The sequence below is a fragment of the Geomicrobium sp. JSM 1781026 genome (genome assembly GCF_041949955.1).
Taxonomy (GTDB): domain Bacteria; phylum Bacillota; class Bacilli; order Bacillales; family Marinococcaceae; genus Geomicrobium_A.
The window spans coordinates 1-20954 of the sequence record NZ_JBHFQF010000010.1 but is presented as its reverse complement, the minus strand read 5'-3'; the positions used below and the strand labels follow the sequence as shown (position 1 = coordinate 20954).

24 protein-coding genes, 1 tRNA gene and 1 other RNA gene are annotated in these 20954 nt (G+C 43.0%); 23 read left to right on the top strand and 3 right to left on the bottom strand.

Translation table 11 applies throughout. The features are described from left to right. Positions 1-44 precede the first annotated feature (44 nt). The 12 genes from ACE1TF_RS16565 to ACE1TF_RS16510 all read left to right on the top strand — a co-directional run bounded on the left by ACE1TF_RS16565 (position 45) and on the right by ACE1TF_RS16510 (position 12212). On the top strand, positions 45-932 hold the full coding sequence (locus ACE1TF_RS16565) for an ABC transporter permease subunit (RefSeq protein ID WP_375018431.1): 888 nt from the start codon (positions 45-47) through the stop codon (positions 930-932). Further along, positions 929-1816, top strand: a complete 888-nt coding sequence (locus tag ACE1TF_RS16560; protein ID WP_375018429.1) for a hypothetical protein — start codon at positions 929-931, stop codon at positions 1814-1816. The genes ACE1TF_RS16565 and ACE1TF_RS16560 overlap by 4 nt, the downstream gene beginning before the upstream one ends. A 21-nt stretch (positions 1817-1837) precedes the next feature. Next, a complete protein-coding gene (locus ACE1TF_RS16555) occupies positions 1838-2299 on the top strand; it encodes an Lrp/AsnC family transcriptional regulator (protein ID WP_375018427.1) in 462 nt (153 codons plus the stop codon). A 174-nt stretch (positions 2300-2473) separates the two neighbouring features. Then, positions 2474-2923, top strand: a complete 450-nt coding sequence (locus ACE1TF_RS16550; RefSeq protein WP_042425682.1) for an Lrp/AsnC family transcriptional regulator — start codon at positions 2474-2476, stop codon at positions 2921-2923. Positions 2924-3150: 227 nt separating this feature from the next. Continuing rightward, entirely contained in the window at positions 3151-4164 is a 1014-nt protein-coding gene (locus ACE1TF_RS16545) for an ABC transporter ATP-binding protein (protein WP_042402251.1), read from the top strand. Then, on the top strand, positions 4139-5161 hold the full coding sequence (locus ACE1TF_RS16540) for an ABC transporter ATP-binding protein (RefSeq protein ID WP_375018424.1): 1023 nt from the start codon (positions 4139-4141) through the stop codon (positions 5159-5161). Before ACE1TF_RS16545 ends, ACE1TF_RS16540 begins: the two co-directional genes overlap by 26 nt. A gap of 91 nt (positions 5162-5252) precedes the next feature. Continuing rightward, positions 5253-6953, top strand: a complete 1701-nt coding sequence (locus ACE1TF_RS16535; protein WP_375018422.1) for an ABC transporter substrate-binding protein — start codon at positions 5253-5255, stop codon at positions 6951-6953. A 67-nt stretch (positions 6954-7020) separates the two neighbouring features. After that, complete coding sequence (locus ACE1TF_RS16530) at positions 7021-7968, top strand: ABC transporter permease (RefSeq protein ID WP_375018420.1); 948 nt, start codon at positions 7021-7023, stop codon at positions 7966-7968. A 12-nt stretch (positions 7969-7980) separates the two neighbouring features. Continuing rightward, positions 7981-8898, top strand: a complete 918-nt coding sequence (opp4C, locus tag ACE1TF_RS16525; RefSeq protein ID WP_375018418.1) for an oligopeptide ABC transporter permease — start codon at positions 7981-7983, stop codon at positions 8896-8898. A gap of 155 nt (positions 8899-9053) precedes the next feature. Then, positions 9054-10274, top strand: a complete 1221-nt coding sequence (locus ACE1TF_RS16520; protein ID WP_375018416.1) for an MFS transporter — start codon at positions 9054-9056, stop codon at positions 10272-10274. Between the two features lie 27 nt (positions 10275-10301). Further along, a complete protein-coding gene (locus ACE1TF_RS16515) occupies positions 10302-11606 on the top strand; it encodes an amidohydrolase family protein (protein ID WP_375018414.1) in 1305 nt (434 codons plus the stop codon). A 96-nt stretch (positions 11607-11702) separates the two neighbouring features. Further along, a complete protein-coding gene (locus ACE1TF_RS16510) occupies positions 11703-12212 on the top strand; it encodes an ECF transporter S component (RefSeq protein WP_042425945.1) in 510 nt (169 codons plus the stop codon). Between the two features lie 883 nt (positions 12213-13095). Here ACE1TF_RS16510 and ACE1TF_RS16505 read toward each other — a convergent pair. The 3 genes from ACE1TF_RS16505 to ACE1TF_RS16495 all read right to left on the bottom strand — a co-directional run bounded on the left by ACE1TF_RS16505 (position 13096) and on the right by ACE1TF_RS16495 (position 14739). Then, positions 13096-13839, bottom strand: a complete 744-nt coding sequence (locus ACE1TF_RS16505) for a class I SAM-dependent DNA methyltransferase (protein WP_375018412.1) — start codon at positions 13837-13839, stop codon at positions 13096-13098. A 31-nt stretch (positions 13840-13870) separates the two neighbouring features. After that, positions 13871-14131: a hypothetical protein gene (locus ACE1TF_RS16500; RefSeq protein ID WP_375018410.1), complete on the bottom strand. Its 261-nt coding sequence runs from the start codon at positions 14129-14131 to the stop codon at positions 13871-13873. An 89-nt stretch (positions 14132-14220) separates the two neighbouring features. Continuing rightward, positions 14221-14739, bottom strand: a complete 519-nt coding sequence (locus tag ACE1TF_RS16495; RefSeq protein ID WP_375018408.1) for a hypothetical protein — start codon at positions 14737-14739, stop codon at positions 14221-14223. Between the two features lie 204 nt (positions 14740-14943). Between ACE1TF_RS16495 and panD the strand changes: the two genes are divergently transcribed. The 11 genes from panD (at position 14944) to ACE1TF_RS16440 (ending at position 20624) form a co-directional block, all read left to right on the top strand. Then, entirely contained in the window at positions 14944-15336 is a 393-nt protein-coding gene (gene panD, locus ACE1TF_RS16490; RefSeq protein WP_375018406.1) for an aspartate 1-decarboxylase, read from the top strand. Between the two features lie 142 nt (positions 15337-15478). Continuing rightward, a tRNA-Ser gene (locus ACE1TF_RS16485) sits at positions 15479-15571 on the top strand. A gap of 203 nt (positions 15572-15774) precedes the next feature. Then, on the top strand, positions 15775-15918 hold the full coding sequence (locus tag ACE1TF_RS16480) for a hypothetical protein (RefSeq protein WP_375018404.1): 144 nt from the start codon (positions 15775-15777) through the stop codon (positions 15916-15918). A 9-nt stretch (positions 15919-15927) separates the two neighbouring features. After that, positions 15928-16278, top strand: a complete 351-nt coding sequence (locus ACE1TF_RS16475; protein ID WP_375018402.1) for a hypothetical protein — start codon at positions 15928-15930, stop codon at positions 16276-16278. 169 nt (positions 16279-16447) lie between these two features. Further along, entirely contained in the window at positions 16448-16930 is a 483-nt protein-coding gene (gene tadA, locus ACE1TF_RS16470) for a tRNA adenosine(34) deaminase TadA (protein WP_375018400.1), read from the top strand. A 33-nt stretch (positions 16931-16963) separates the two neighbouring features. Beyond that, positions 16964-17229: signal recognition particle sRNA large type (ffs, locus tag ACE1TF_RS16465), an RNA gene on the top strand. Positions 17230-17358: 129 nt separating this feature from the next. After that, on the top strand, positions 17359-19086 hold the full coding sequence (gene dnaX, locus ACE1TF_RS16460) for a DNA polymerase III subunit gamma/tau (RefSeq protein ID WP_375018398.1): 1728 nt from the start codon (positions 17359-17361) through the stop codon (positions 19084-19086). A 15-nt stretch (positions 19087-19101) separates the two neighbouring features. Next, on the top strand, positions 19102-19413 hold the full coding sequence (locus ACE1TF_RS16455) for a YbaB/EbfC family nucleoid-associated protein (RefSeq protein WP_042402231.1): 312 nt from the start codon (positions 19102-19104) through the stop codon (positions 19411-19413). A gap of 12 nt (positions 19414-19425) precedes the next feature. After that, entirely contained in the window at positions 19426-20022 is a 597-nt protein-coding gene (gene recR, locus ACE1TF_RS16450; RefSeq protein ID WP_042402229.1) for a recombination mediator RecR, read from the top strand. After that, the gene (locus ACE1TF_RS16445) at positions 20019-20213 is read left to right on the top strand and encodes a DUF2508 family protein (protein WP_042402226.1); all 195 of its coding nucleotides are present in this window, start codon (positions 20019-20021) and stop codon (positions 20211-20213) included. The genes recR and ACE1TF_RS16445 overlap by 4 nt, the downstream gene beginning before the upstream one ends. Before the next feature lie 141 nt (positions 20214-20354). Next, positions 20355-20624, top strand: a complete 270-nt coding sequence (locus ACE1TF_RS16440; RefSeq protein WP_042402223.1) for a pro-sigmaK processing inhibitor BofA family protein — start codon at positions 20355-20357, stop codon at positions 20622-20624. Positions 20625-20954: the final 330 nt, after the last annotated feature.

The window sequence follows — 20954 nt, the reverse complement described above, 5'->3', positions numbered from 1 at the left end:
GCATGAGAATATTTCTTCTGCAACAACTCTTTCTGTGGGTATGTATGGTCGTGGTAGTTGTGCTTATTGCCTTTCTGCCACGAGAACTCGTGTTTGTTTCCGAAGAGTACGAAACGTATGGAATCGCGACGATGAATATGCAACTCTACGGGGAGAGGCTCTCTGAATATGTCGCCATGATTGGGTCGGGATCGTTAGGAGAGAATCGATACGGAACGAATGTACTCGTGGATTTACAACTGTATGCGAGCCGTAGCTTGCAACTCATAGGAATTGCTTCGATTATCGCTATTTTCATAGGCACAGCAAAAGCGTATTTTGACACACGGTATAAAGGAATCTTTGCTCGTTCAAGTCGAAAAATTGGACAAGGCATGCAGGCATTGCCTGATTTCTTCATCATTATTGTCGTGCAAATGGTCGTCTTATGGCTATTTCGACAAGGGTTCCCGCAATTTTCATTGTATGGAAATGAGGATCTGTCTGCGTTCTTGTTTGCTGCGGTTTTGTTGTCACTATTTCCTTCTATGTATTTTGCGAACATTGTCGCTTCAACACTTGAAAGCGAAGAAGGTTCCTTCTATTTAATAGCAGCCAAAGGACGAGGAGTTAAAAAAAGCGTATTGTTAATCAAACATCAGTTAGCAAATGCCCTACCGTCGATTGTTCAACAGATTCCGGTTATGTTTATGTACTTACTTTCTAACTTATTAATGGTAGAATTTCTCACGTCATTCCGAGGGGCAATGTATAGGACCTATCAGGCAATGGGATTTCAAGAGACGAGCTTAGAAAGTTTACCTAACCAAATGTACATTGAAGAACCTGTGATTGTCGTCTATTTGACATTCTTTATTTCTTTAGGTTTTCTTGTCAACATCGGTAGTCGAGTTATGACGGAAATCGTGACGAGGAGGAGGAGATTATCGTGAAGAACCTTCCTGCCTCACTGATCATTTCAGTGTCTGCCCTTCTTATGCTCGTTGCCTTTTTATTTGTCGGTCCCTTCATCTATTCATCGCCAGAACACGAAGATGGGGTGATGATAATGAATGATGGCTCGATTAGAACGGCTCCGTTCCCTCCAGGCGAAGATTTTGTACTCGGGTCGGACGCTGCGGGTAATGATTTATTCGGACAACTGATGAGTGCGGGTCAAGGGACGTTATTACTCGTGTTGATGATTGTCGCTGTTCGGTTTATTCTTGCCGTACCGCTCGCTTACTTCGGAAGGAAACAAAAGGGCATCTTTCATCAAGGAATCCATCTTCTAAATCAATTGTTCTCGTTTATGCCGTTACTCATTGGAATGATTTTTTTTATGACCATTCCGTTTGTCATTTCCTCTGAATACCGAATGCTTTTTGTGTTTATTGGAATTGTACTATTTGAACTTGGCAGGACAGCAGTTACAGTTCAAGAGAGTTTTCATCAAGTTCGTCAGAAATCCTTTATGGAGACGCCTACTATGATTGGCAGCAGTCGTTGGACTGTTTGGAGAAAATATTATTGGCGTCATATTCGAAGTTCACTAATCGTGTTGTTCTGCTTAGATATTAGTAAAATGATGATGTTGCTCGGGCAGCTTGGGTTTTTCGCGATGTTCATATCGATGACGTTCGCTGTTAATGACTTAGGTGAGCCAATCGCAATCAATGCATTTGAAACGTGGCCAACACTGCTTTCAAACGCTCGTACACATATTCCTAATGAAATGTGGGTCATTTTTTGGCCATCGTTAGCCATTGCTGTCACTTCATTAATCTTTTTCTCAATCGGTAATGCTCTAAAAAACATGCAGCAAACGACGAGTTGATTATGAAAGAAGGTGAGGACGGTGTATCTTGACGAAATTGATTTTTCAATACTAGATGAACTGCAACGAAATGGAAGGAAATCATATAGAAAGATCGCTAGCGAGTTGATGCTAAGTGAACGAGTGGTTAAGCACCGAGTGAATGCCATGCTTCGAGAAGGGGTATTCCAGTTTCTTATCTCCGTAGACCCGAGTCGTTTAGGGACAGTACACGTTCTCATCTGGCTTACGACCGTAGCAGGAAAACAAGATACGATTGCCAGCGAACTTATGGATTGTGAGCAAGTGCATTTCATCAGTGCCTATTCTGGTGATTTTAATCTACTGATGAGGGCTCGCTTTAAAGATAAGAAAGCATTGACCGCTTTTATGAATGACCATTTGGCAGCAATGGATGGCATACTAGGAGTGACGATGAATATCGAATTAAAAACATATGAGTCGTCTAAAAATCGAATCATACGTAAAAGCCTGATGTCGTGATTATTGACTCCATGAGCAATAATCTTTTTTTGTGTAGAAAAGCATTGCACTTCAGACAAGCAAAAAGTATAATAAGTCTAAAATATTCTACGAAATCAGTAAAAAAGAAGTTCATTTTTTGCTTTTTAAGCCGAATAATCAAACTATATACATGGAAAAAGAAGTGGTGAAGCTATGGAACTAGATCAAATGGACTTTAAGATCTTGGCGCATCTTCAAGAAAATGGAAAACAATCGTATAGTGAGATTGCGAGAGGTCTTGAAGTAAGTGAAGGAACCATCCGTTCCAGGGTAAACAAAATGCTCAAAGAAGAAGTGTTTGAATTCATTATTCATACAAATCCAAATAAGATAGGACTGCACGTGCAAGCCATTATTGGTTTGGAAACACGGCTCGGTAAACAAGATTCGATTGCTTGTCGGCTTCAGGGGCATGGGGCTGTTCGTTTTATTGGGGCGTTCTCTGGTAAGCATGACTTGATCATTCAAGCTTACTTCCGAAACAACGATGAACTTATTGGATTTGTAAATCGGGAATTATCAGAAATTGAAGGAATTATTAGCGTCGATGTAAATGTTGAACTAAAGCAATATAAGGATACGTTTTCTTACATTGACAGTTAAGTTTTATTACGAAGTGTGACATTTATATCACAAAAAAATTAAAAAAATTTAAAGAAATCATTGCATCGCTCATAGAAATGCGCTTATAATGATCTTTAGTTTCTTGTAATAAATATTCTGTCATAGTACTTTTCTACATATGAGTGGGCAGACACCTAGTTGGAATTGTTTATCAATTCAATCAAATAGAAATATACAGGGATGAAAGAGATGAGGTGCAATCATCTATGGATCAACAGCAGAATGTTATTGAACTTAAAGAAGTAACCACATCATTTTACAGCAGAAAGCAAGAATTAACCGTCGTCGATCGTGTCAGCTTCAACGTAAAACAAGGGGAGACCCTAGCGATTGTTGGAGAATCAGGATCGGGAAAGAGTATGACTTCTCTTTCAATTATGCAGCTCGTCCCTTCACCTAATGGGAAAATTACGAATGGTGAAATTATTTTTAACGGAGAAGATCTACTTAAAAAGCCAGAGAAGGCGATGTATACGGTGCGTGGAAATGACATTTCGATGATTTTCCAAGAACCCATGACATCGTTAAATCCTGTATATACTGTTGGAGAACAGATTCGGGAACAACTCATGTATCACCAGCCACTATCTAAGCGTGAAGCTCATCAGAAGGGAATCGAAATGCTAGAGCGCGTCGGTTTCTCAAGAGCGAAAGAAATCATGGGAGAGTACCCGCACCAGTTGTCAGGTGGTATGAGGCAGCGGGTGATGATCGCGATTGCGCTAAGTAATAATCCGAAGTTGCTCATTGCAGATGAACCAACAACGGCACTTGATGTAACGGTACAAGCACAAATTCTCGATTTAATGAGGAACTTATCGAATGAGTATGATTCTTCGATTATTCTGATTACACATGATCTTGGCGTTGTAGCAGAGCTTGCTCAACGAGTCGTCGTTATGTATGCTGGCCAAGTTGTCGAAGAGGCTGCTATAGAAGATTTATTTGATAAACCGTTACACCCGTACACAGAAGGATTATTAAACTCGATGCCTAAGCTTGATGAAGAACAAGATCGCTTGCAATCGATTCCAGGTGCCGTACCGACACCTGATAACTTCCCTGTCGGATGCCGTTTCGTGACGCGTTGCCCGTATGCGATGGAAGTATGTACAAAAGAGCAGCCAACATTACTAGAAAAAGAATCCGGACATAAAGTGCGCTGTTTTCTACATGAGGAAGGGGTCGTAAACGATGGCGAACACGAACGTAGCTCATGATCCATCAACGAGTATAAATCAGAATGATGATAAGATTTTAGAAATTAAAAATCTGAAAAAACACTTTCCAGTCAAAGCAGGAGTGCTCCAAAGAACAAAAGGGCAAATCAAAGCGGTTGATGGGATTGATTTCTATATCCGTAAAGGTGAATCGTTTGGACTCGTTGGAGAATCTGGCTGTGGGAAATCGACGGCAGGACGTACGATCACAAGGTTGTATGAGCCGACAGACGGTACGATTATGTTTGACGGGAACGATATAACAAAAAGCAAAGAGCGTAATCTTTTCTCGTTACGACGAGATATGCAAATGGTTTTCCAAGACCCATTTTCATCACTTAACCCCCGTAAAACCGTGGGGGCGACGCTTATTGAACCGATGAAGGTGCACGGCATCCAATCGAATACGAAAGCACGGCGTGAATTTGCCCAGTCAATCATGGAGCGAGTAGGGTTAAACCCTTCCTTCATTAATCGTTATCCCCATGAATTTTCCGGTGGACAACGTCAACGTATTGGGATTGCTAGAGCACTTATTCTTAATCCAAAACTTATCGTTGGAGACGAACCCGTATCAGCTTTAGATGTTTCGATCCAATCTCAAGTACTCAACTTACTTAATGATCTTCAGGATGAGTTTGACCTTACGTACTTATTTATTGCTCATGATTTAAGTGTTGTGAAACATTTTTCTGATCGGATCGGAGTCATGTATCTTGGCAATATGGCTGAAGTTGCTGAAAAGAATGATTTGTACAATGAACCCCTACACCCGTATACACAAGCGCTATTGTCTGCGGTTCCTCGTTCTCACCCTCGTGAACAAACGCGGGAGAGAATCATTCTAAAAGGGGATATCCCGAGTCCTGCAAATCCACCGAGTGGGTGTGTGTTCCATACAAGATGTCCGTATGTGATGGACCATTGTCGAGAAGTGAAGCCGGAAATGAAAGAAATTAGACCGAAGCATTACGTCGCTTGTCACTTACACGAGTAAGAACAGATTACCCTGTACAGGGAGGGATGCTAAACAATTGTCGGAAGGTTCAAATCAATTATCTTTACATTTATTAAAGGGGGATTTATAAGTGGGTAAAAAAGCACATTGGTTACTTCTAGCAATGATTTTTGCATTAGGTCTATTGCTTGCTGCATGTGGCGGCGGCGCTGACGAAACAGAAACAGACGGCGATGCAGGTGGCGATGACGAGCCAGATACAGAAGAAACAGACGATGATACAGATGATGAAGATGGCGACGATGATACAGCAGCAACAGGCGATCCGGTTGAAGGTGGCGAATTAATTTACGGTACAGATGCTGAGCCTAACGGATTAACACCTGCAACCGTTTCTGACTCTGCGTCTACGGATGCCCATAACTTGGTTCATGCAATGCTTTATCGTCAACAAAGCGATGCTTATGAAGTAGAGCCGGAAGTAGCGGCTGGAGAGCCACAAGTATCAGAAGATGGTTTAGAATACGTGATTGAAATTCGTGACGATGTATATTTCAGTGACGGTGAGCAATTGACGGCGGACGATGTTGCTTTCACAATCGGAATCTATATGATGGAAGATTATACAGGTCCTGCTATCACAACGTTTGAGCGTGTTGATACAGTAGAAGCAACAGATGAATTTGAAGTGACATTGACACTTAACGAGCCAGATTCCGCACTGCCTATTGGTCTTGGTATTTATATTGTACCTGAACATATTCTTGGTGAAGCTGACAGCTATGCGGCAATTGAAGAGCACGAAGCTAGCACAACTGACGCTGTTGTTGGTGCAGGTCCTTACGAAATGACAGACTGGACGTCTGGTCAGTACATTAACTACGAAGCACGTGATGACTATCATGAAGAAGGTCCATATATTCAACAAGTAACGTGGAGACTTGGTGACAACGATGCTCAGCTTGCAAACTTACAAGCGAACGAAATTGATGTTATGAATGTTCCACCACAAGATCTAGTAACAGCAGAATCTGTAGACGGTTTTAACATTAGTGAAGTTCCAGGATTTGGTTATAACTATATTGGCTGGAACCACCGTAATGAATTATTTGAATCACCGACTGTTCGACGTGCATTAACGATGGCAATTGACCGTCAAGGAATCATTGACGGAATTATGTCTGGACATGCAACCATTGCTGAATTCCCACACAGCCCTGAAGGTCCTGTGTATACAGATGAAATTGAAGAGATTCCATTTGATCCAGATGGTGCTCTTGAACTGTTTGCAGAAGAAGGATGGGAGCTTGAAGGAGATCAACTTGTTAATGACAGTGGTGAGCAGTTCTCATTCAACTTATTAACTAACTCTGAAGCTCACGTTCGTACGGATTGGATTGTTGCAGTACAGCAAATGCTAGGTGAGATTGGTATTGCTGTCGAAACAGAAACAATGGAGTTTGGTGCTTACCTTGATCGTATTCAACCTCCAAATTGGGATTTCGATGCGGTAGCAGGTGCATGGAACCTAGCACTTGATCCAAACCCTGAGCAGCTTTTCCACTCTGATAACATCGAAGCTGGCCAAAACAACATTGCTTACGCAAGCGATGAGTTTGATGAGTTAGCTGGAGATAACCGTAGTATTATTGATCCAGATGAGCGTATTGAAGTTCTTCAAGATGCATTTTTACAAGTTGCTGAAGACCAAGCATACACATTCATGTATTATGCTACAGAATTTAGTGCATACCGTGATAATGTACAGAACTTCCAACACAACCCTCGGGTTAACTTATTCCGCGTTAACGAATGGTGGATTGAAGAGTAAAATCTTCATTCCGAAAGGGGAGAGAGGGTGGCCTCTCTTCTCTTTCGCTTAAAAGGAGATTTGGAATATGACTACATATATAATCAGAAGACTTATCATGACAATTCCATTGCTAATCGGGATCTCCATCATCACGTTTGCGATGATGCAATTTGCGCCTGGAAATCCAGCAATACTTGATGTTGACCCGGATATTCCACCAGAAGCGAGAGAGGCTCAAATTGAAGCATTAGGGTTAAATGACCCGCTTCCAGTCCAATACGCACGATGGATGGGTGGGGTTGTGACAGGAGATTTAGGAAACTCCTACATTTCTAAACGACCAGTTGTCGATATGATTACAGAGAGGTTGCCAAACACGTTGATCTTAATGTTTGCATCCTCAGTGTTGGCGATCGTCATTGCCATACCGATAGGAATCATTTCGGCTGTTCGACAGTATACAAAAACCGATTACACGATCACACTTTTTTCCTTTGCTGGAGTTGCCGTACCGAACTTCTGGATAGGTTTAATGTTAATTATGTTCTTGAGTGTCCAGCTTGGTTGGTTTCCAGTAGGTGGTGTCCAAACGCTTAATGCCGACTTTAATATTTGGGATCGACTTCATCACCTCTTTTTACCGGCGATCGTATTAGCAACCGCCGATACGGCTGGTCTAACTCGTTACACAAGAACGAGCATGTTGGAAGTGAAAAACCAAGATTACATTCGGACAGCACGAGCAAAAGGATTTAAAGAGGGAAAAGTCATCTTTAAGCATGCACTTCGAAATGCGCTATTGCCGTTAATTACAATTTTTGGTCTGATGTTGCCAACATTTATTGGCGGTTCTGTCGTTGTTGAAAACGTCTTTTCCTGGCCAGGGATTGGGGAGCTCTTCTTAACGAGTGTAAACCAGCGTGATTATCCAGTGATTATGGCGATGACGATGTTTACCGCATTTCTTGTCGTAATCGGAAACCTGATCGCGGACATTTTATACGCCATCGTCGATCCGCGCATTGAGTATTAGGGAGGAACAGCTATGGATCAATTTAATCAAGCAGGAAAACAAGAATCAATTACCCCTAATCAAGACACGCTCGGAAAGCACCGCTCGATGTTGGCAATTATCGTGTCTAAATTTTTTCAAAACAAACTCGCTGTCTTTGGTTTGGCGATGCTATTTATTATTATCGGTTCAGCTGTTTTTGCACCGTTAATTGCTCCACATGATCCGAACCACCAAACCTTGATTGCCCGTTTGCACGAACCGAGTGCTGAATATTGGCTCGGTGCGGATCAGTTAGGACGAGATTTGTTTAGTCGGTTATTGTATGCTGGTCAAATGTCACTGCTCGTTGGATTTGCTGCCATGGCTAGTTCTACATTTATTGGGGCGACCATTGGCGCAATTGCAGGATACTTTGGCGGTTTGATTGATAACATACTGATGAGAATTGTTGATATTATTATCTCATTCCCAAACATCTTCTTGCTCATTACGCTTGTGGCATTATTTAGACCAAGTCCATTTTGGCTCATTGTTATGTTCGCTATTCTTACATGGACAGGAACCGCTCGTCTCGTTCGCGGGGAGATTCTATCGTTAAAACGTAGAGAATATGTGCTAGCTGCCCGGATATTAGGTTTGCCAAAGTGGAGAATTATCTTTAACCACATATTGCCAAATGCCATTGGCCCACTCATTGTATCCGCTACATTAGCAATCGGTGGATATATTATTGCTGAATCAACACTTAGCTTCTTAGGGCTCGGGATCAGTCCGCCAACAGCGACGTGGGGGAATATGCTTTCTGCAGCACAAAACCTAACAATTTTCCAGACTGCCTGGTGGTATCCACTATTTCCAGGGTTAATGATCTTCATCACTGTACTTAGTTTTAACTTCGTCGGTGATGGATTGCGAGATGCACTAGACCCTAGAGTCGTGGAGAAATAAACCATCTGTTTATTTATTGAGTAGAACAGGCCTTTATAAGGGCTTGTTCTACGTTTTTTCAAGGAAGAAAAGATTTCACTAGCATATAAATATTCTTAATATTATTATTTGTATAAAATAAAATAATCATTTAGTAAGGGTGGATCGATAATGTTATGAATCGCAATGTCTCTTTCGTCATTGTAGCGGTTGGCGCGCAATCCTTGCAATCAAGTATTATATTTATCACGTTTGCCTGGTACTTTACGACAATTACCGAGTCTGCAGTCGCATTTGGCTCGCTTATGGCTTTTCGATACATACCCGGCATACTGCTTACGATGTTAAGTGGCGTGGCGATTGATCGCACTGATAAGATAACACTCGGATTAGGGGCGAGTATTTGGCACTTGATCACTCTCTGTATTTTTTTAATGATTGGTTTAAACGAGGTCGTAGCGGTTGGTGCCGGATACTGGGTGTATGTCGCGCTCGTTGTCATTATGGGTATGGCTTCAGCGGTATTGTCTCCACTCGAACGCACGCTCACGCCCATCCTTGCCAATGAAGGTGAGTTGAAGTCTGTAAACAGTGTAATTACAGCACTATCCCAAGTTACAAGTCTGATCGGTACAAGTATCGCCGGAATTATGATTGCTGTTACCGGTTTTGGTGTGACGATACTCCTCGCGATTAGTTTATCAATTGTTTCGATCAGTTGTTACTTTATTTTAAAAATACGAGTACATATTCCGAGAAACGAAAAAACGAGTTCAGGCACATTAAATGCACTAAAAGAGTCATTCCAACAAATAAAAAAGCAAAATTGGATCGTCATCGGCGTATTGTCTGCAGTGTTCACGAATATGGCGTTCGTCATGATTATGGATGCAGCTTTGCCATATCTATTCGCTGATATTAGCATTAACGGATCAGCGGCTTTAGGGGTTTGTTTCACTGCGATCGGTCTCGGAACACTCATCGGTGCAGCCCTAACGTTCCGCATGAAAAAGATCACATTCGACGTATCCATTACGTTATATATCATTTCTAGTTTAGCTGTCGTTTGTGCAGGTTTTCTTATTGATCAAATCATCTTTAGCATTCTTTTGTTCGGCATATTCGGATTGTTATCAGCCCCGTTATCCATTATTTTCACGACCGAAATTCAAGAAAGCACACCGAAAAATATGTTAGGCAGCACGATGGGAATGCTTTCTTCAGGGGTGACCATTGCCCAACCGTTAGGCGTGTTTATTGCAGGGATCATCCTTATGGTTGTGGACAGTGAATTTGTCATCTTAATCGCAGCATGTATGTCAATTATAGCTGTCATTATCGGATGGCGAAAAATTCGCGAGCAAAGAAACGAAGAGAAGCCATCTGAAGTGGCGTAATCGGTAGGATAGGAAGGTAGAGACCGTATGTTAATTAAAGGAAGTCACATATTAGACATAGCTACAGGTAGTTATACGTTACAAGATATTCGCATCGAGGCAGGGCTATTTTCAGAAATGGGTGCACTTCGATCACGAGTAGGGGAACAAGTCATTAATGGCGATGGGTTGTATATGATTCCGGGCTTAATGGACTGCCATTGCCACATTAGCGCAAATTATGCATCCCTTTTTCTGGCAGCTGGAATTACGACGGTACGCAATACTGCTGGCAATCATCTCTTGCTCTCATCTATTCGAGAAGCGGAAGCACACGAAGCGGTTCCCAGTCTAATTACAGCAGATCGTATGATTGATGGTACTCCAGGGTCGTGGGGAGAAACGAATCATGGATCATTATCAACAGATGATCTCGAAGAAGCGAAAGAAGAAGTGAAAAGGCAAGTTGAGACGGGTGTAGACTTCATAAAGGTTTACTCAAAGATTACTGAAGAAATGTTAAAAGAAGTCATAAAGGAATCGAAAAGAAATCATTTAGATGTTAGTGCCGATTTGCTAGGGGCTGATTCACTGGATGCAAAGGTGGCGGTCGAGGCAGGCGTCCGGTTTCTGGAGCATAACTCAGGGATTATGCAGATGCTTCACCCTGGCTGGCATATGAATGCAAGTGATGATCTTTATGAACCATTTTTGCAGCCGCCAAATGAAGAAGAGATCGCTCGTGTTTTGCAACCGTTGCTAGCGCGGGACACGATTCTTGTACCAACAATGGGATTGTTCAAACAAGCAGCTGATTATCCAAACCATCGGGTGTCGGACCGCTTTATAAGCCCGAGTTTATTACAGGTGTGGGAACAAACAGCCCCTCATGTTTCGTCGTGCCGCTCTCAGGCTATTTTCACTTATACGAAAGCGATAACACGAGTCTACCATCAGTTAGGTGGGACGGTTTTAGCAGGAACCGACTCGCCAGCGATCATCTTTACAAATCCAGGGGCTAGTTTGCACCGTGAGTTAATGTTACTCACACAATCCGGTTTGTCACCATATGAAGCGTTGAAAAGTGCAACAATCGTTCCTGCTCGTGTGTTAAATCGACCTGATCTTGGTGAAATTAAACGGGGGAATCACGCGGATTTCGTGCTATTAAAAGAAGACCCTCTTAAACACATTGAAAACGTTAGTAAAATTGCAATCATTGGCAAGGGAGGTCAGTGTTACTCTCAAGCAGAGTTATTCGCTCAAGCAGAGTCGGATGAGAAAATTGATATTGATGAGCAAGAATTTATGTCACGCTGGCAACAACACCTCGAATCTTGGAATGTACGATAGATTGTGTGAAAAATACTGGATTGGTACACTTGATGAATAGAGTAAGGAAGGTGGCTTCTTCATGTGTACAGGTTCCGGTAAATGGTTAAGCGCGACATGACAACGAAAAAACTAACGTTATTAGCGGTGATGATTGCACTTTGTGTCGTCGGACGCGTCGTGTTTGTGTTCATTCCTAACGTACAACCGGTGACAGCAATTATTATTTTATCTTCTTTTTTTATGGGGCCAGTCTTTGGTTTCCTGCTTGCCGTAGGCAGTGCGGTTATTACGAATTTATTTTTAGGCTCTGGCGTTTGGACACTTTTTCAAATCGTCGCTTGGGGGTGTATTGGATTTCTTACTGGAGGAATCGGAAAACTGTTTCCGAACACGAATCGCTACGTGTTAGCAGCTATTGGCGGTGTGCTTGGGTACGTATACGGGGCGATCGTCTCTTTAAACATGCTGCTTTTTGCCAATAATTACTGGGCGTATTATTTGGCAGGTTTGCCATTCGACACCGCGCACGCCATCGGCAACGTCGCGTTCGTCCTTCTCTTATATCCGTTTTTAAAATGGTCATTCAAAGAATATCGGAAAACAAACTATGAGGAGCTTTCTTGAACTACTCGGCACGACAAAATAGTAGAGCAGAAGGCGGACTGAGGTCACTGAAAAAGGGGAATTGAAAACCCCAAATAGATCGGATCGTTCGCGTTAAAGATTGGCTTAGAAAGTGAGGAGCTTCTTTCGGTGACTGTGCACGTTTGCTTACGCATTTTAAAGAGTGGCTCCTGGCTATGGTAGGATTTTTTGCAAGTAGGGAGCCGATTTAGCTAAAATCTTACCATTGTTTTGTCTATGGTGGGATTTTCGGTTTCTATGGTAGGATTTCCAAAAACAAAACGCGGAGAAGGAGAGAAATCTTACCACAGGAAGCTCTATGGTAAAGTTTTCGTCCTGAGCCCTAGTTGGTGCCAAGGAGGATGCGGGAAGAGGCAAATTGAAAAACGTATAATCTTGTTTTTAGTAGAAGATCCCGCATAGACGCTGTCTTTGATGGTATTTATGTTGATGAGGACACACTTTTTGCTGGAATCCCCACATAGAAAGGCAATATCCCCTCGTAGACGGCTCTATGAGAGGATTATTTGCATCCACGCCCCCGATCACTGGAATCCCAAAATAGATCGAACTCCAAGGGTTGCACGAGTAACATATAAAGTGAGAGAGTATTTTTTCAGCCCTCCCCCGTTTCACCAATTGGAGGTGCTCGGTTGCCGTGTGTGCATACTCCCCAGACATCTGAGTGACCAGTGTTTTTCTGCTTCTGACAAGTTCACCACGTACTCACGACACCGTGACCGCGAATTGCGAGCTCTCTCTTGAACCGCAGGTTTCCATAAACTTATTGCCTTGTTTATTCAAAAATAGGAGAACTGCTCATTGACTAATCATCCCTACAAGTTCCGATGATCTATTTATGGAGACTGTGTAACGCTATCGATTAAGACGCGATGAACGTGTAGAGAGAGCCATCCGGATTCGCCCCGTTGTAACTTGGCACTATGTGAATACGAGTAAATCCGTACCCGGTCAGTATGTCTTTAAATTCTTGGACCCCGTACCAGTGGAGGGTGAACTGTGAAAGCTCCGTATGTTGAAGCTGCCCATTTCGCCACTTTTCATATTTGTGCAGATCGATCGTGTATTGGCGTTCCCAGTTTATCTCGGCAGATGTGGACGTGAGAACGATGCCTTCGTGAATGCTTGTTTGGATTGATTTTGTCATGACCTTTCCTTCTTGCCAATTAATCGGAAGAAGCATATCGACAATGATTTGTCCGCCTGGCTGTAAATGGGTTTTGAATGCGGATAACATTTGTTCCAATGCCTCTCTTCCCGGTAATAGATTCAGGCTGCCAGAAGGCATAATAATGGCTTCGTATTGCTTTGGCAATGTCAATGTTGTGAGGTCTTGCTCATACAAGTTGGCGTGGAGTTCTGCTCGTTGCAAATTTTGTTTGCACACATCCAACATTTGTTCTGACAAATCGACACCGTCAACGGCAATGCCTCGTTGAAGAAGGGGAATGAGCATACGACCTGTACCGACACCCGCTTCCAATACACTGCCTGTAACATGATTGAGTTGTTTGGTGTAAAATTCGATATCTCCAGATAGTGATGTACCCACCGGTTTAGAAACTTCATAAAATTGTGCACTTAATTCTCCGTATTCTGTAAACATTTGACGCCCCTCATCGTTTTTACTAACTATATCACGATGCGAAGAAAAAGATCATATATACAGAGAAAGCGAGAATAATGAGCCAGCTAATCATCACAATGATTTTACCGATGGGGTGGCGATGATACACATACACAGCTGGAAAATAGTAAACGAGAACGGCTCCTGTAAATATCAAACCGCTCGATATGTATTCTGGGTCATACGCATGGCGATTGAAAAATAAGTGCAAGCAAAACCCAATGCCAAATAGGAGACCAAATATATACAATGGGAAGGTTTGTCGAGCCATAAGACGCCTCCGAATATTAGGATGAAACGATCAAAATTCCAACACAGAATGTCTTGTGATGGAATTTTGATATCGTCTTGTCTATATGATCAATCGTCTAATTGTGCTTGTTCAATTTCTTTGGCAACGACATTTGCATCTGTACGACGGATGACGACGCGCTCGTCGATTTCGCGGAACACATAATTCACGTCGCTTTCGTCGTCTTCTTCGACGAGTGCAAGAATAAATGGGTTCTCTGCATCAATATCCGTCATTTTCCCATCTACGATTTCGCTCTGGTCTTGAATTTTATCTTGAGTAACAATTGTACCGATCAGTGTGCCGATACCACCGCCGATGAGTACACCGAACGGTCCGCCAAGAATTCCAACGAGGCCGCCAATGATGCCGCCTTTAAACCAGTCGTTGCTTCGTTCTTGCTCTGTTGTGAATCCGTCTCGGTACACCATATCATCATTTATACTTTTCTCTACAACTGCAGCTTGTACGATCGTATGGTTTGGCCCTTCTGCTCGTTTCTTAAGTTCTGACAGCGCTTCAAATGCTTGTGCTTGTTCTGGGAACTTGACGAGTAAAAGAGATTGATTGTCTTGATTTTTAGCCATTGGTCCACGAGCCCTTTCTCTTAAGAAGTTTCATTTTATCATTCCCGATTTATGTACGATCAAACCTCGTGATGAGTCTGGTATAATAAAACGATAGACAGCATTCTTTGGAAGCTGTACTTTTTGTAAAGAACAACAGATGTATTTGCTTCGAGTGTGAAAACCGGAGACAAAGGATGCCGACGTTGTTCGAAAGGAAGAGACATGTACCGTCATATGATGAAAGCGAAACTTCACCAAGCCGTAGTGACTGAGGCGAACTTGAACTACGTAGGCAGTATTACTATAGACGAAGACTTGCTAGATGCTGTCGACCTAATGGAAAATGAAAAAGTGCAAGTGGTGAATAATAATAACGGAGCAAGACTGGAAACATACATCATTGCAGGTGAGCGTGGCAGCGGGGTCGTTTGTTTGAATGGAGCAGCTGCACGGTTAGTTCAACCGGGCGATACGGTCATTATTATCGGTTACGCCGTCGTTCATGAACAAGAACTGAGTGCTTTCCAACCGCGGGTGGCGATCATGAATGCAAACAATGAGATCATTGAAATGATGGGCACAGAGCCTGCGGCTACCGTTCGAACGCATGATTAAAACGTTGTAAATCAGGAGTAACAATGGACATGCGCACGCGTAAATACAAAAGGATTTAAAAAAAACAGGTAAAAGTGTTGCATTTGTGTGTGTGTCCGTGCTACTATAATTTTTGTCGGACAAGATACGTTATACATTGCACGGAGGAGTACCCAAGTCTGGCTGAAGGGAGCGGTCTTGAAAACCGCCAGGGGGTTAACGCCCCGCGGGGGTTCGAATCCCTCCTCCTCCGCCATTATTACACAAACCAAACCTTCCACAATTGCTGGAAGTTTTTTTGTATGGTTTTTTAATATGCAGAGGCTCCTAAACGGCCCGTTTATTAATTGTTTACGGATGACAGAAAAGTGGTATAATTTACTCGAATACGCGCATAGTATGCTCATACATTGTTTATCGGTGGTGATGAGTTTGCGCAACGATGAGGAGGACAAAGGCTTGGAAACGACAATTCATAAAGATGAAGTGAAAGAGTCTCTGGAGAAGTCAGCCCAACAGTGCAATGATATGCGTAATGGAAAGAAAGAGAAAAACTCCTGGAGGAGTATGATTCACCGTATTAGAGAGAATACTCAGGATTAGATTGCTTATATGGGATATACAGTTATACCAACAGATGAGTTTGAACGACTGTTAACAAAGCTGGCGCGCAAATACCCAAAAGTCGTTGACGTTGTAGAAGAATACTTTTTGGAATTAGAATGTATCAAGGGAAATGTACCCGGCGACGTTATACAAGGAACGGGTTCACATTTGGTTATAAAGACTCGCCACGCAAACCCCGATGCCAATAGAGGGAAACAAGGTGGGTTTAGAATTATTATAACGGTGGTAGTTACTGAAAACGAGATCTATCCATTGTCTATTTATTCAAAGAATGTCACTGAAAAGATCACTAAAGAAGAGATCTTGTCGATTATAAATAGAAATGTACTTCATTAACTAACAAGGATAGCGGTCTCGAGCAAAGAAGAGTAGCTTGACTATAATAATGTCTCTCGGTATTATAGGTTCATAAGTAACGAAACCGTAAATGATACACAAACCAAACCTTCCACAATTGCTGGAAGTTTTTTTGTATGTAAATTTATATAGAAAGAAGTCGTTTCACATGGAACAAACACAATTGGATGAATATTATATGCGTTTGGCCTTGGAAGAAGCGATGAAAGCGGCCCGTATTGATGAAGTGCCGATTGGGGCTGTGCTCGTCTATCGGGGCGAGGTGATTGCAAAGGCGCACAATCGACGTGAACATGATCAGCATACGTTTTCCCATGCAGAATGTGTCGTCATTCGTGAAGGGAACGAACATGTGGGTTCTTGGAGACTAGAAGAATGCACATTGTATGTGACACTTGAGCCGTGCCCGATGTGCGCAGGGGCTTTGTTGCAAGCGCGGGTGCCAAGGGTGGTATTCGGGGCACGGGACCCAAAAGCCGGTGCTACGGGTTCTCTCTACAATCTTCTTGATGATGAACGGTTTAATCATCGGAGTGAAGTGATTGGCGGTGTGCTCGAAAACGAGTGCGGGACGATGCTGTCTTCTTTTTTCAAAGAGCTTCGTGAAAGAAAGAAAAGAAACAAGCATTGATTTCTCGTAATTGATGATTTATACTTTTACATGCCGTGCTAGGTGGGGAATTAGCGGTGCCCTGTACTTGCAATCCGCTACAGCAAGACTGAATCCCTTCCTGAGGTTTATACGCTGCGAGGTCTGCCCTAAGTAAGTAGTGTTGACATTTGGGTTCCACGCAACGGGAACTCGTGAACCCTGTCAGGTCCGGAAGGAAGCAGCAGTAAGCGTGACCTTTCGTGTGCCGTGGAGTTGCCTGGATCGAGCCAACTGCTTAGGTAACGCTTGTGGTGTATAGATCGATGGAAGGTGCGCGGCTACATAATGAAGAGTCTCTCTTGTTTAAAGAGGGGCTCTTTTTAGGTTTTGAAAATCGACTATGGAACAAGTATAATAAAAGCAAACTGCGTGAAGTCAGAGGATGGACGAAGGAAGGGGGGGTTCGATTGAGTTACCAAGCGTTGTATCGGGTGTGGCGCCCACGAAGGTTAGAGGATGTGGCTGGGCAGAATCATATTACGAAGACACTGCAAAATGCGTTATTGCAACAAAAGGTCGCTCATGCGTACTTGTTTAGTGGACCAAGAGGGACGGGTAAGACGAGTGCTGCGAAGATCTTGGCAAAAGCGATCAATTGTGAACATGCGCCAGTCGCTGAGCCGTGCAATGCGTGCCAGGCGTGTGAAGGAATTCAGAGCGGCGCGGTCGTTGATGTAATTGAAATCGATGCGGCATCAAATAACGGAGTGGATGAGATTCGCTATATCCGAGATAATGTCATTGCTGCACCGAGAGATGTACGGTTTAAGGTGTATATTATTGATGAGGTGCACATGCTTTCAACAGGAGCGTTCAACGCGTTATTAAAAACGTTAGAAGAACCTCCAGCGCACGCCATCTTCATTCTTGCTACGACAGAACCCCATAAGATTCCACTGACGATTATATCGAGGACCCAGCGGTTTGATTTTAAACGAATTGGTCCGGAGACGTTAATGGAACGCATGCGCTATATCGTTCAAGAAATTGGCGCGGAGGCGGAAGACGATGCCCTTCAATTCATTGCGCGAGTGGCCGAAGGTGGGATGAGGGATGCGCTTAGTTTGCTTGATCAAACATTGTCATTTTCCGAAGACCAAACGGTGCGTTCTAGTGATGTGTTGACGATTACGGGTGCAGTCTCTCAGCAATTTCTTACCGACGCGGTGAGAGCATTGGTGAATCGGGATGCTCAAGCGGCTGTGCAAGCTGCGGATGCGCTCGTGCGTGAAGGGAAAGACCCGTTACGGTTCATGGAGGACCTCATTTATTACTTGCGAGACTTGTTGTTGTACCAAACCGCGCCTTCGCTGGACACGTTATTAGACCGTGTTCAAGCGGATGATGCGTTTGCAGAATTGGCGAAACTCGCCGATCGAGAATGGGTCTATGATACAATTGAGACGCTCCATCAAGAACAAAGAGAAATGAAAGGGGCATCACACCCTAAGATTTTCTTGGAAATGGCCCTCATTCATGTAGCCCAAAAGAATAAAACGGTTCAGACTTCATCATCGGTTGATGATGAAGTGGTCCAACAGTTAAAAGAACAAGTGTCTCTTCTTCAAGAGAAGCTTGGAAAAGTAAGTGCGGGCAGTGCTTCTTCTAGTGAGGAGGAAGCGCCTAAGAAACAAAAGGCGAAGCGCAAACCGCAACCAAATGCGCAAAATAGTGCATCAGTGAAACAAGCGCAGCGGATGTTGCCAAACGCTTCGAAAGAAGAACGTGCGAAAGTAGAAAGTCGTTGGGCGGACACCTTGCGCACGATTAAACAAGAAAGTGTGCCCGCATCCGCTTGGATTAATGATGCGAAGCCTGTAGCAGCTAGTACAGAAGCAATCATTCTTGTGTTCCAAAACGAAATGCATAGAGGGATGATTGACGATAAGTTTCGGACGTTGACGGAACGGGCGATTGCGTCTAATAATGAACATAGCTATCAGATAATTAATCTTTTGCATCATCAATGGGAAGAAATAAAATCTTCCTACCGATCGAAAAATGCAGAAGAAGAGTCAGGCGAAGAAGAACAACAACCGCAAGAGCCTCAAGAAGATCCGCTTGTTTCTGAAGCGCATAAATTGTTCGGTGAGGAACTCGTCGAAATTGTCGACGATGCACCACCTAAACCTTAAGGAGGATATCAAACGATGAAAAATATGGGAAATATGATGAAACAAATGCAAAAGATGCAAAAGCAAATGGCGGAAGCGCAAGAGAAGCTAAAAGAAAAGACAGTAGAAGCAACTGCAGGCGGTGGCGCAGTTAAAGTTGTTGCCTCAGGGGATAAGCGCATCCTCGATATTCAAATTGATGAAGAAGTTGTCGACCCAGAAGATGTGGAAATGCTTCAAGATCTTGTGCTTGCGGCGACTAATGATGTGTTGGCTCAAGTTGACAAACTCGTTGAAGAAGATCTCGGTAAGTTTACTAAAGGGATGAATCTTCCGGGCATGTTCTAGGAGGAATGGTTTGTGCAATACCCTGCACCGATCTCAAAATTAATTGATGGGTTTATGAAATTGCCAGGGATTGGCCCAAAAACGGCAGGTCGCCTTGCTTTTCACGTACTCAATATGAAAGAAGACGATGTGTTAGATTTTGCGAAAGCGTTAGTGAATGCGAAACGAGATCTTACGCATTGTTCGTCTTGTTTCTATATTACCGATAAAGATCCATGCCTCATTTGTGATGATTCACATCGTGATCGGTCAATGATCTGCGTAGTTGAAGATTCTAAAGACGTTATGGCCATGGAGAAAATGCAGGAGTATCGGGGTTTGTATCACGTATTGCACGGGGCGATCTCACCAATGGATGGGATTGGCCCTGAGGATATACGAATGCCAGAACTCATTAAACGTCTGCAAGATGATACCGTTCAAGAAGTAATCGTCGCAACAAACCCTTCAATTGAAGGTGAAGCGACAGCGATGTATTTGTCACGGATGATTAAACCAACAGGCATTCGCGTAACGCGTCTTGCTCATGGTCTACCGGTTGGTGGAGATTTAGAGTATGCGGATGAAGTGACCCTTTCACGAGCAGTGGAAGGACGGCGAGAGTTTTGAGAAGAAAAGCGAAAATCTACCATAAAGAAAAGAAACGTCTATATGAAGTGTTAGATGCGCAGAAATTCAAACTTAGCTCACAGAAGAAGCATATGGAAAAGAGTATTGATCCAAGTAGAGAAGCGTTAGCGCAACTGAAAATGGAAGAAGCCAAATATCGCTTCCTCCTTAAAGAAGCGAGAAGATGGTAAAAGCGGCGAAGTCGTCCCCGGATAATGAGTAGGGGGTGATTTCGTTTTTGTTTAGTTACCTATGAATTTATTTAAAGAAGTAAGCAAGTCCACACATGTCCAAGCATAGTATGGTTATAAAGCTATGAAGGAGGAATGATTGTGGATCCTGTAATCATTATTTCTATTGTAAGTGCGATATTATTTGTAGGTGTTATTGCTAGTGCCTCGCTAAAGCCAATAAAGTGGCTAGGCAGTGGCGCAGTTCGAATTCTCATTGGCGCGATCGCTCTTTTTGTTATTAATTTATTCGGAAACTTAGCAGGGATTCATATGCCAATCAATCTGTTTACATCATCGGTGGCAGGAATCCTTGGTATACCAGGCGTTATTATGCTCTTCGCTGTCCATTACTTCGTGCTTCCTTTCTAAAATACACACCCTATAAAATTATTTTAAGAAAATATTACTAGAATTGTTGACAGTAGAATAGAGAGCTGATAATATACTAAGAGTCGCCGCAAGAGAGGCAGAAACGCCGACAGAAACAACGAAAAAGAAACAAAAAAGTTGTTGACGCGGACGACGCAAGATGATATGATAATCAAGTCGCTGTTAAAGGCGACAGCGCAAATATTGCCCTTTGAAAACTGAATGAAAGATAAGCGAATTAAAGCAATAAAAGCTAGCGCTTCTATTAAAGAAGCACGAGCCTCGTTGGCACCCCCGTGCTGACGAAAAAAGGAACACTTTCAATGGAGA

Bases quoted from the DNA above. Each gene is read 5' to 3' on its own strand.
- ACE1TF_RS16515 (WP_375018414.1), top strand. From the start codon at position 10,302: ATGTTAATTAAAGGAAGTCACATATTAGACATAGCTACAGGTAGTTAT.
- tadA (WP_375018400.1), top strand. From the start codon at position 16,448: ATGGAACAAACACAATTGGATGAATATTATATGCGTTTGGCCTTGGAA.
- ACE1TF_RS16510 (WP_042425945.1), top strand. From the start codon at position 11,703: ATGACAACGAAAAAACTAACGTTATTAGCGGTGATGATTGCACTTTGT.
- ACE1TF_RS16475 (WP_375018402.1), top strand. From the start codon at position 15,928: ATGGGATATACAGTTATACCAACAGATGAGTTTGAACGACTGTTAACA.
- ACE1TF_RS16455 (WP_042402231.1), top strand. From the start codon at position 19,102: ATGAAAAATATGGGAAATATGATGAAACAAATGCAAAAGATGCAAAAG.
- ACE1TF_RS16545 (WP_042402251.1), top strand. From the start codon at position 3,151: ATGGATCAACAGCAGAATGTTATTGAACTTAAAGAAGTAACCACATCA.
- ACE1TF_RS16550 (WP_042425682.1), top strand. From the start codon at position 2,474: ATGGAACTAGATCAAATGGACTTTAAGATCTTGGCGCATCTTCAAGAA.
- ACE1TF_RS16530 (WP_375018420.1), top strand. From the start codon at position 7,021: ATGACTACATATATAATCAGAAGACTTATCATGACAATTCCATTGCTA.
- ACE1TF_RS16500 (WP_375018410.1), bottom strand. From the start codon at position 14,131: ATGGCTCGACAAACCTTCCCATTGTATATATTTGGTCTCCTATTTGGC.
- panD (WP_375018406.1), top strand. From the start codon at position 14,944: ATGTACCGTCATATGATGAAAGCGAAACTTCACCAAGCCGTAGTGACT.
- opp4C (WP_375018418.1), top strand. From the start codon at position 7,981: ATGGATCAATTTAATCAAGCAGGAAAACAAGAATCAATTACCCCTAAT.
- ACE1TF_RS16520 (WP_375018416.1), top strand. From the start codon at position 9,054: ATGAATCGCAATGTCTCTTTCGTCATTGTAGCGGTTGGCGCGCAATCC.
- ACE1TF_RS16540 (WP_375018424.1), top strand. From the start codon at position 4,139: ATGGCGAACACGAACGTAGCTCATGATCCATCAACGAGTATAAATCAG.
- ACE1TF_RS16565 (WP_375018431.1), top strand. From the start codon at position 45: ATGGTCGTGGTAGTTGTGCTTATTGCCTTTCTGCCACGAGAACTCGTG.
- ACE1TF_RS16495 (WP_375018408.1), bottom strand. From the start codon at position 14,739: ATGGCTAAAAATCAAGACAATCAATCTCTTTTACTCGTCAAGTTCCCA.
- ACE1TF_RS16505 (WP_375018412.1), bottom strand. From the start codon at position 13,839: ATGTTTACAGAATACGGAGAATTAAGTGCACAATTTTATGAAGTTTCT.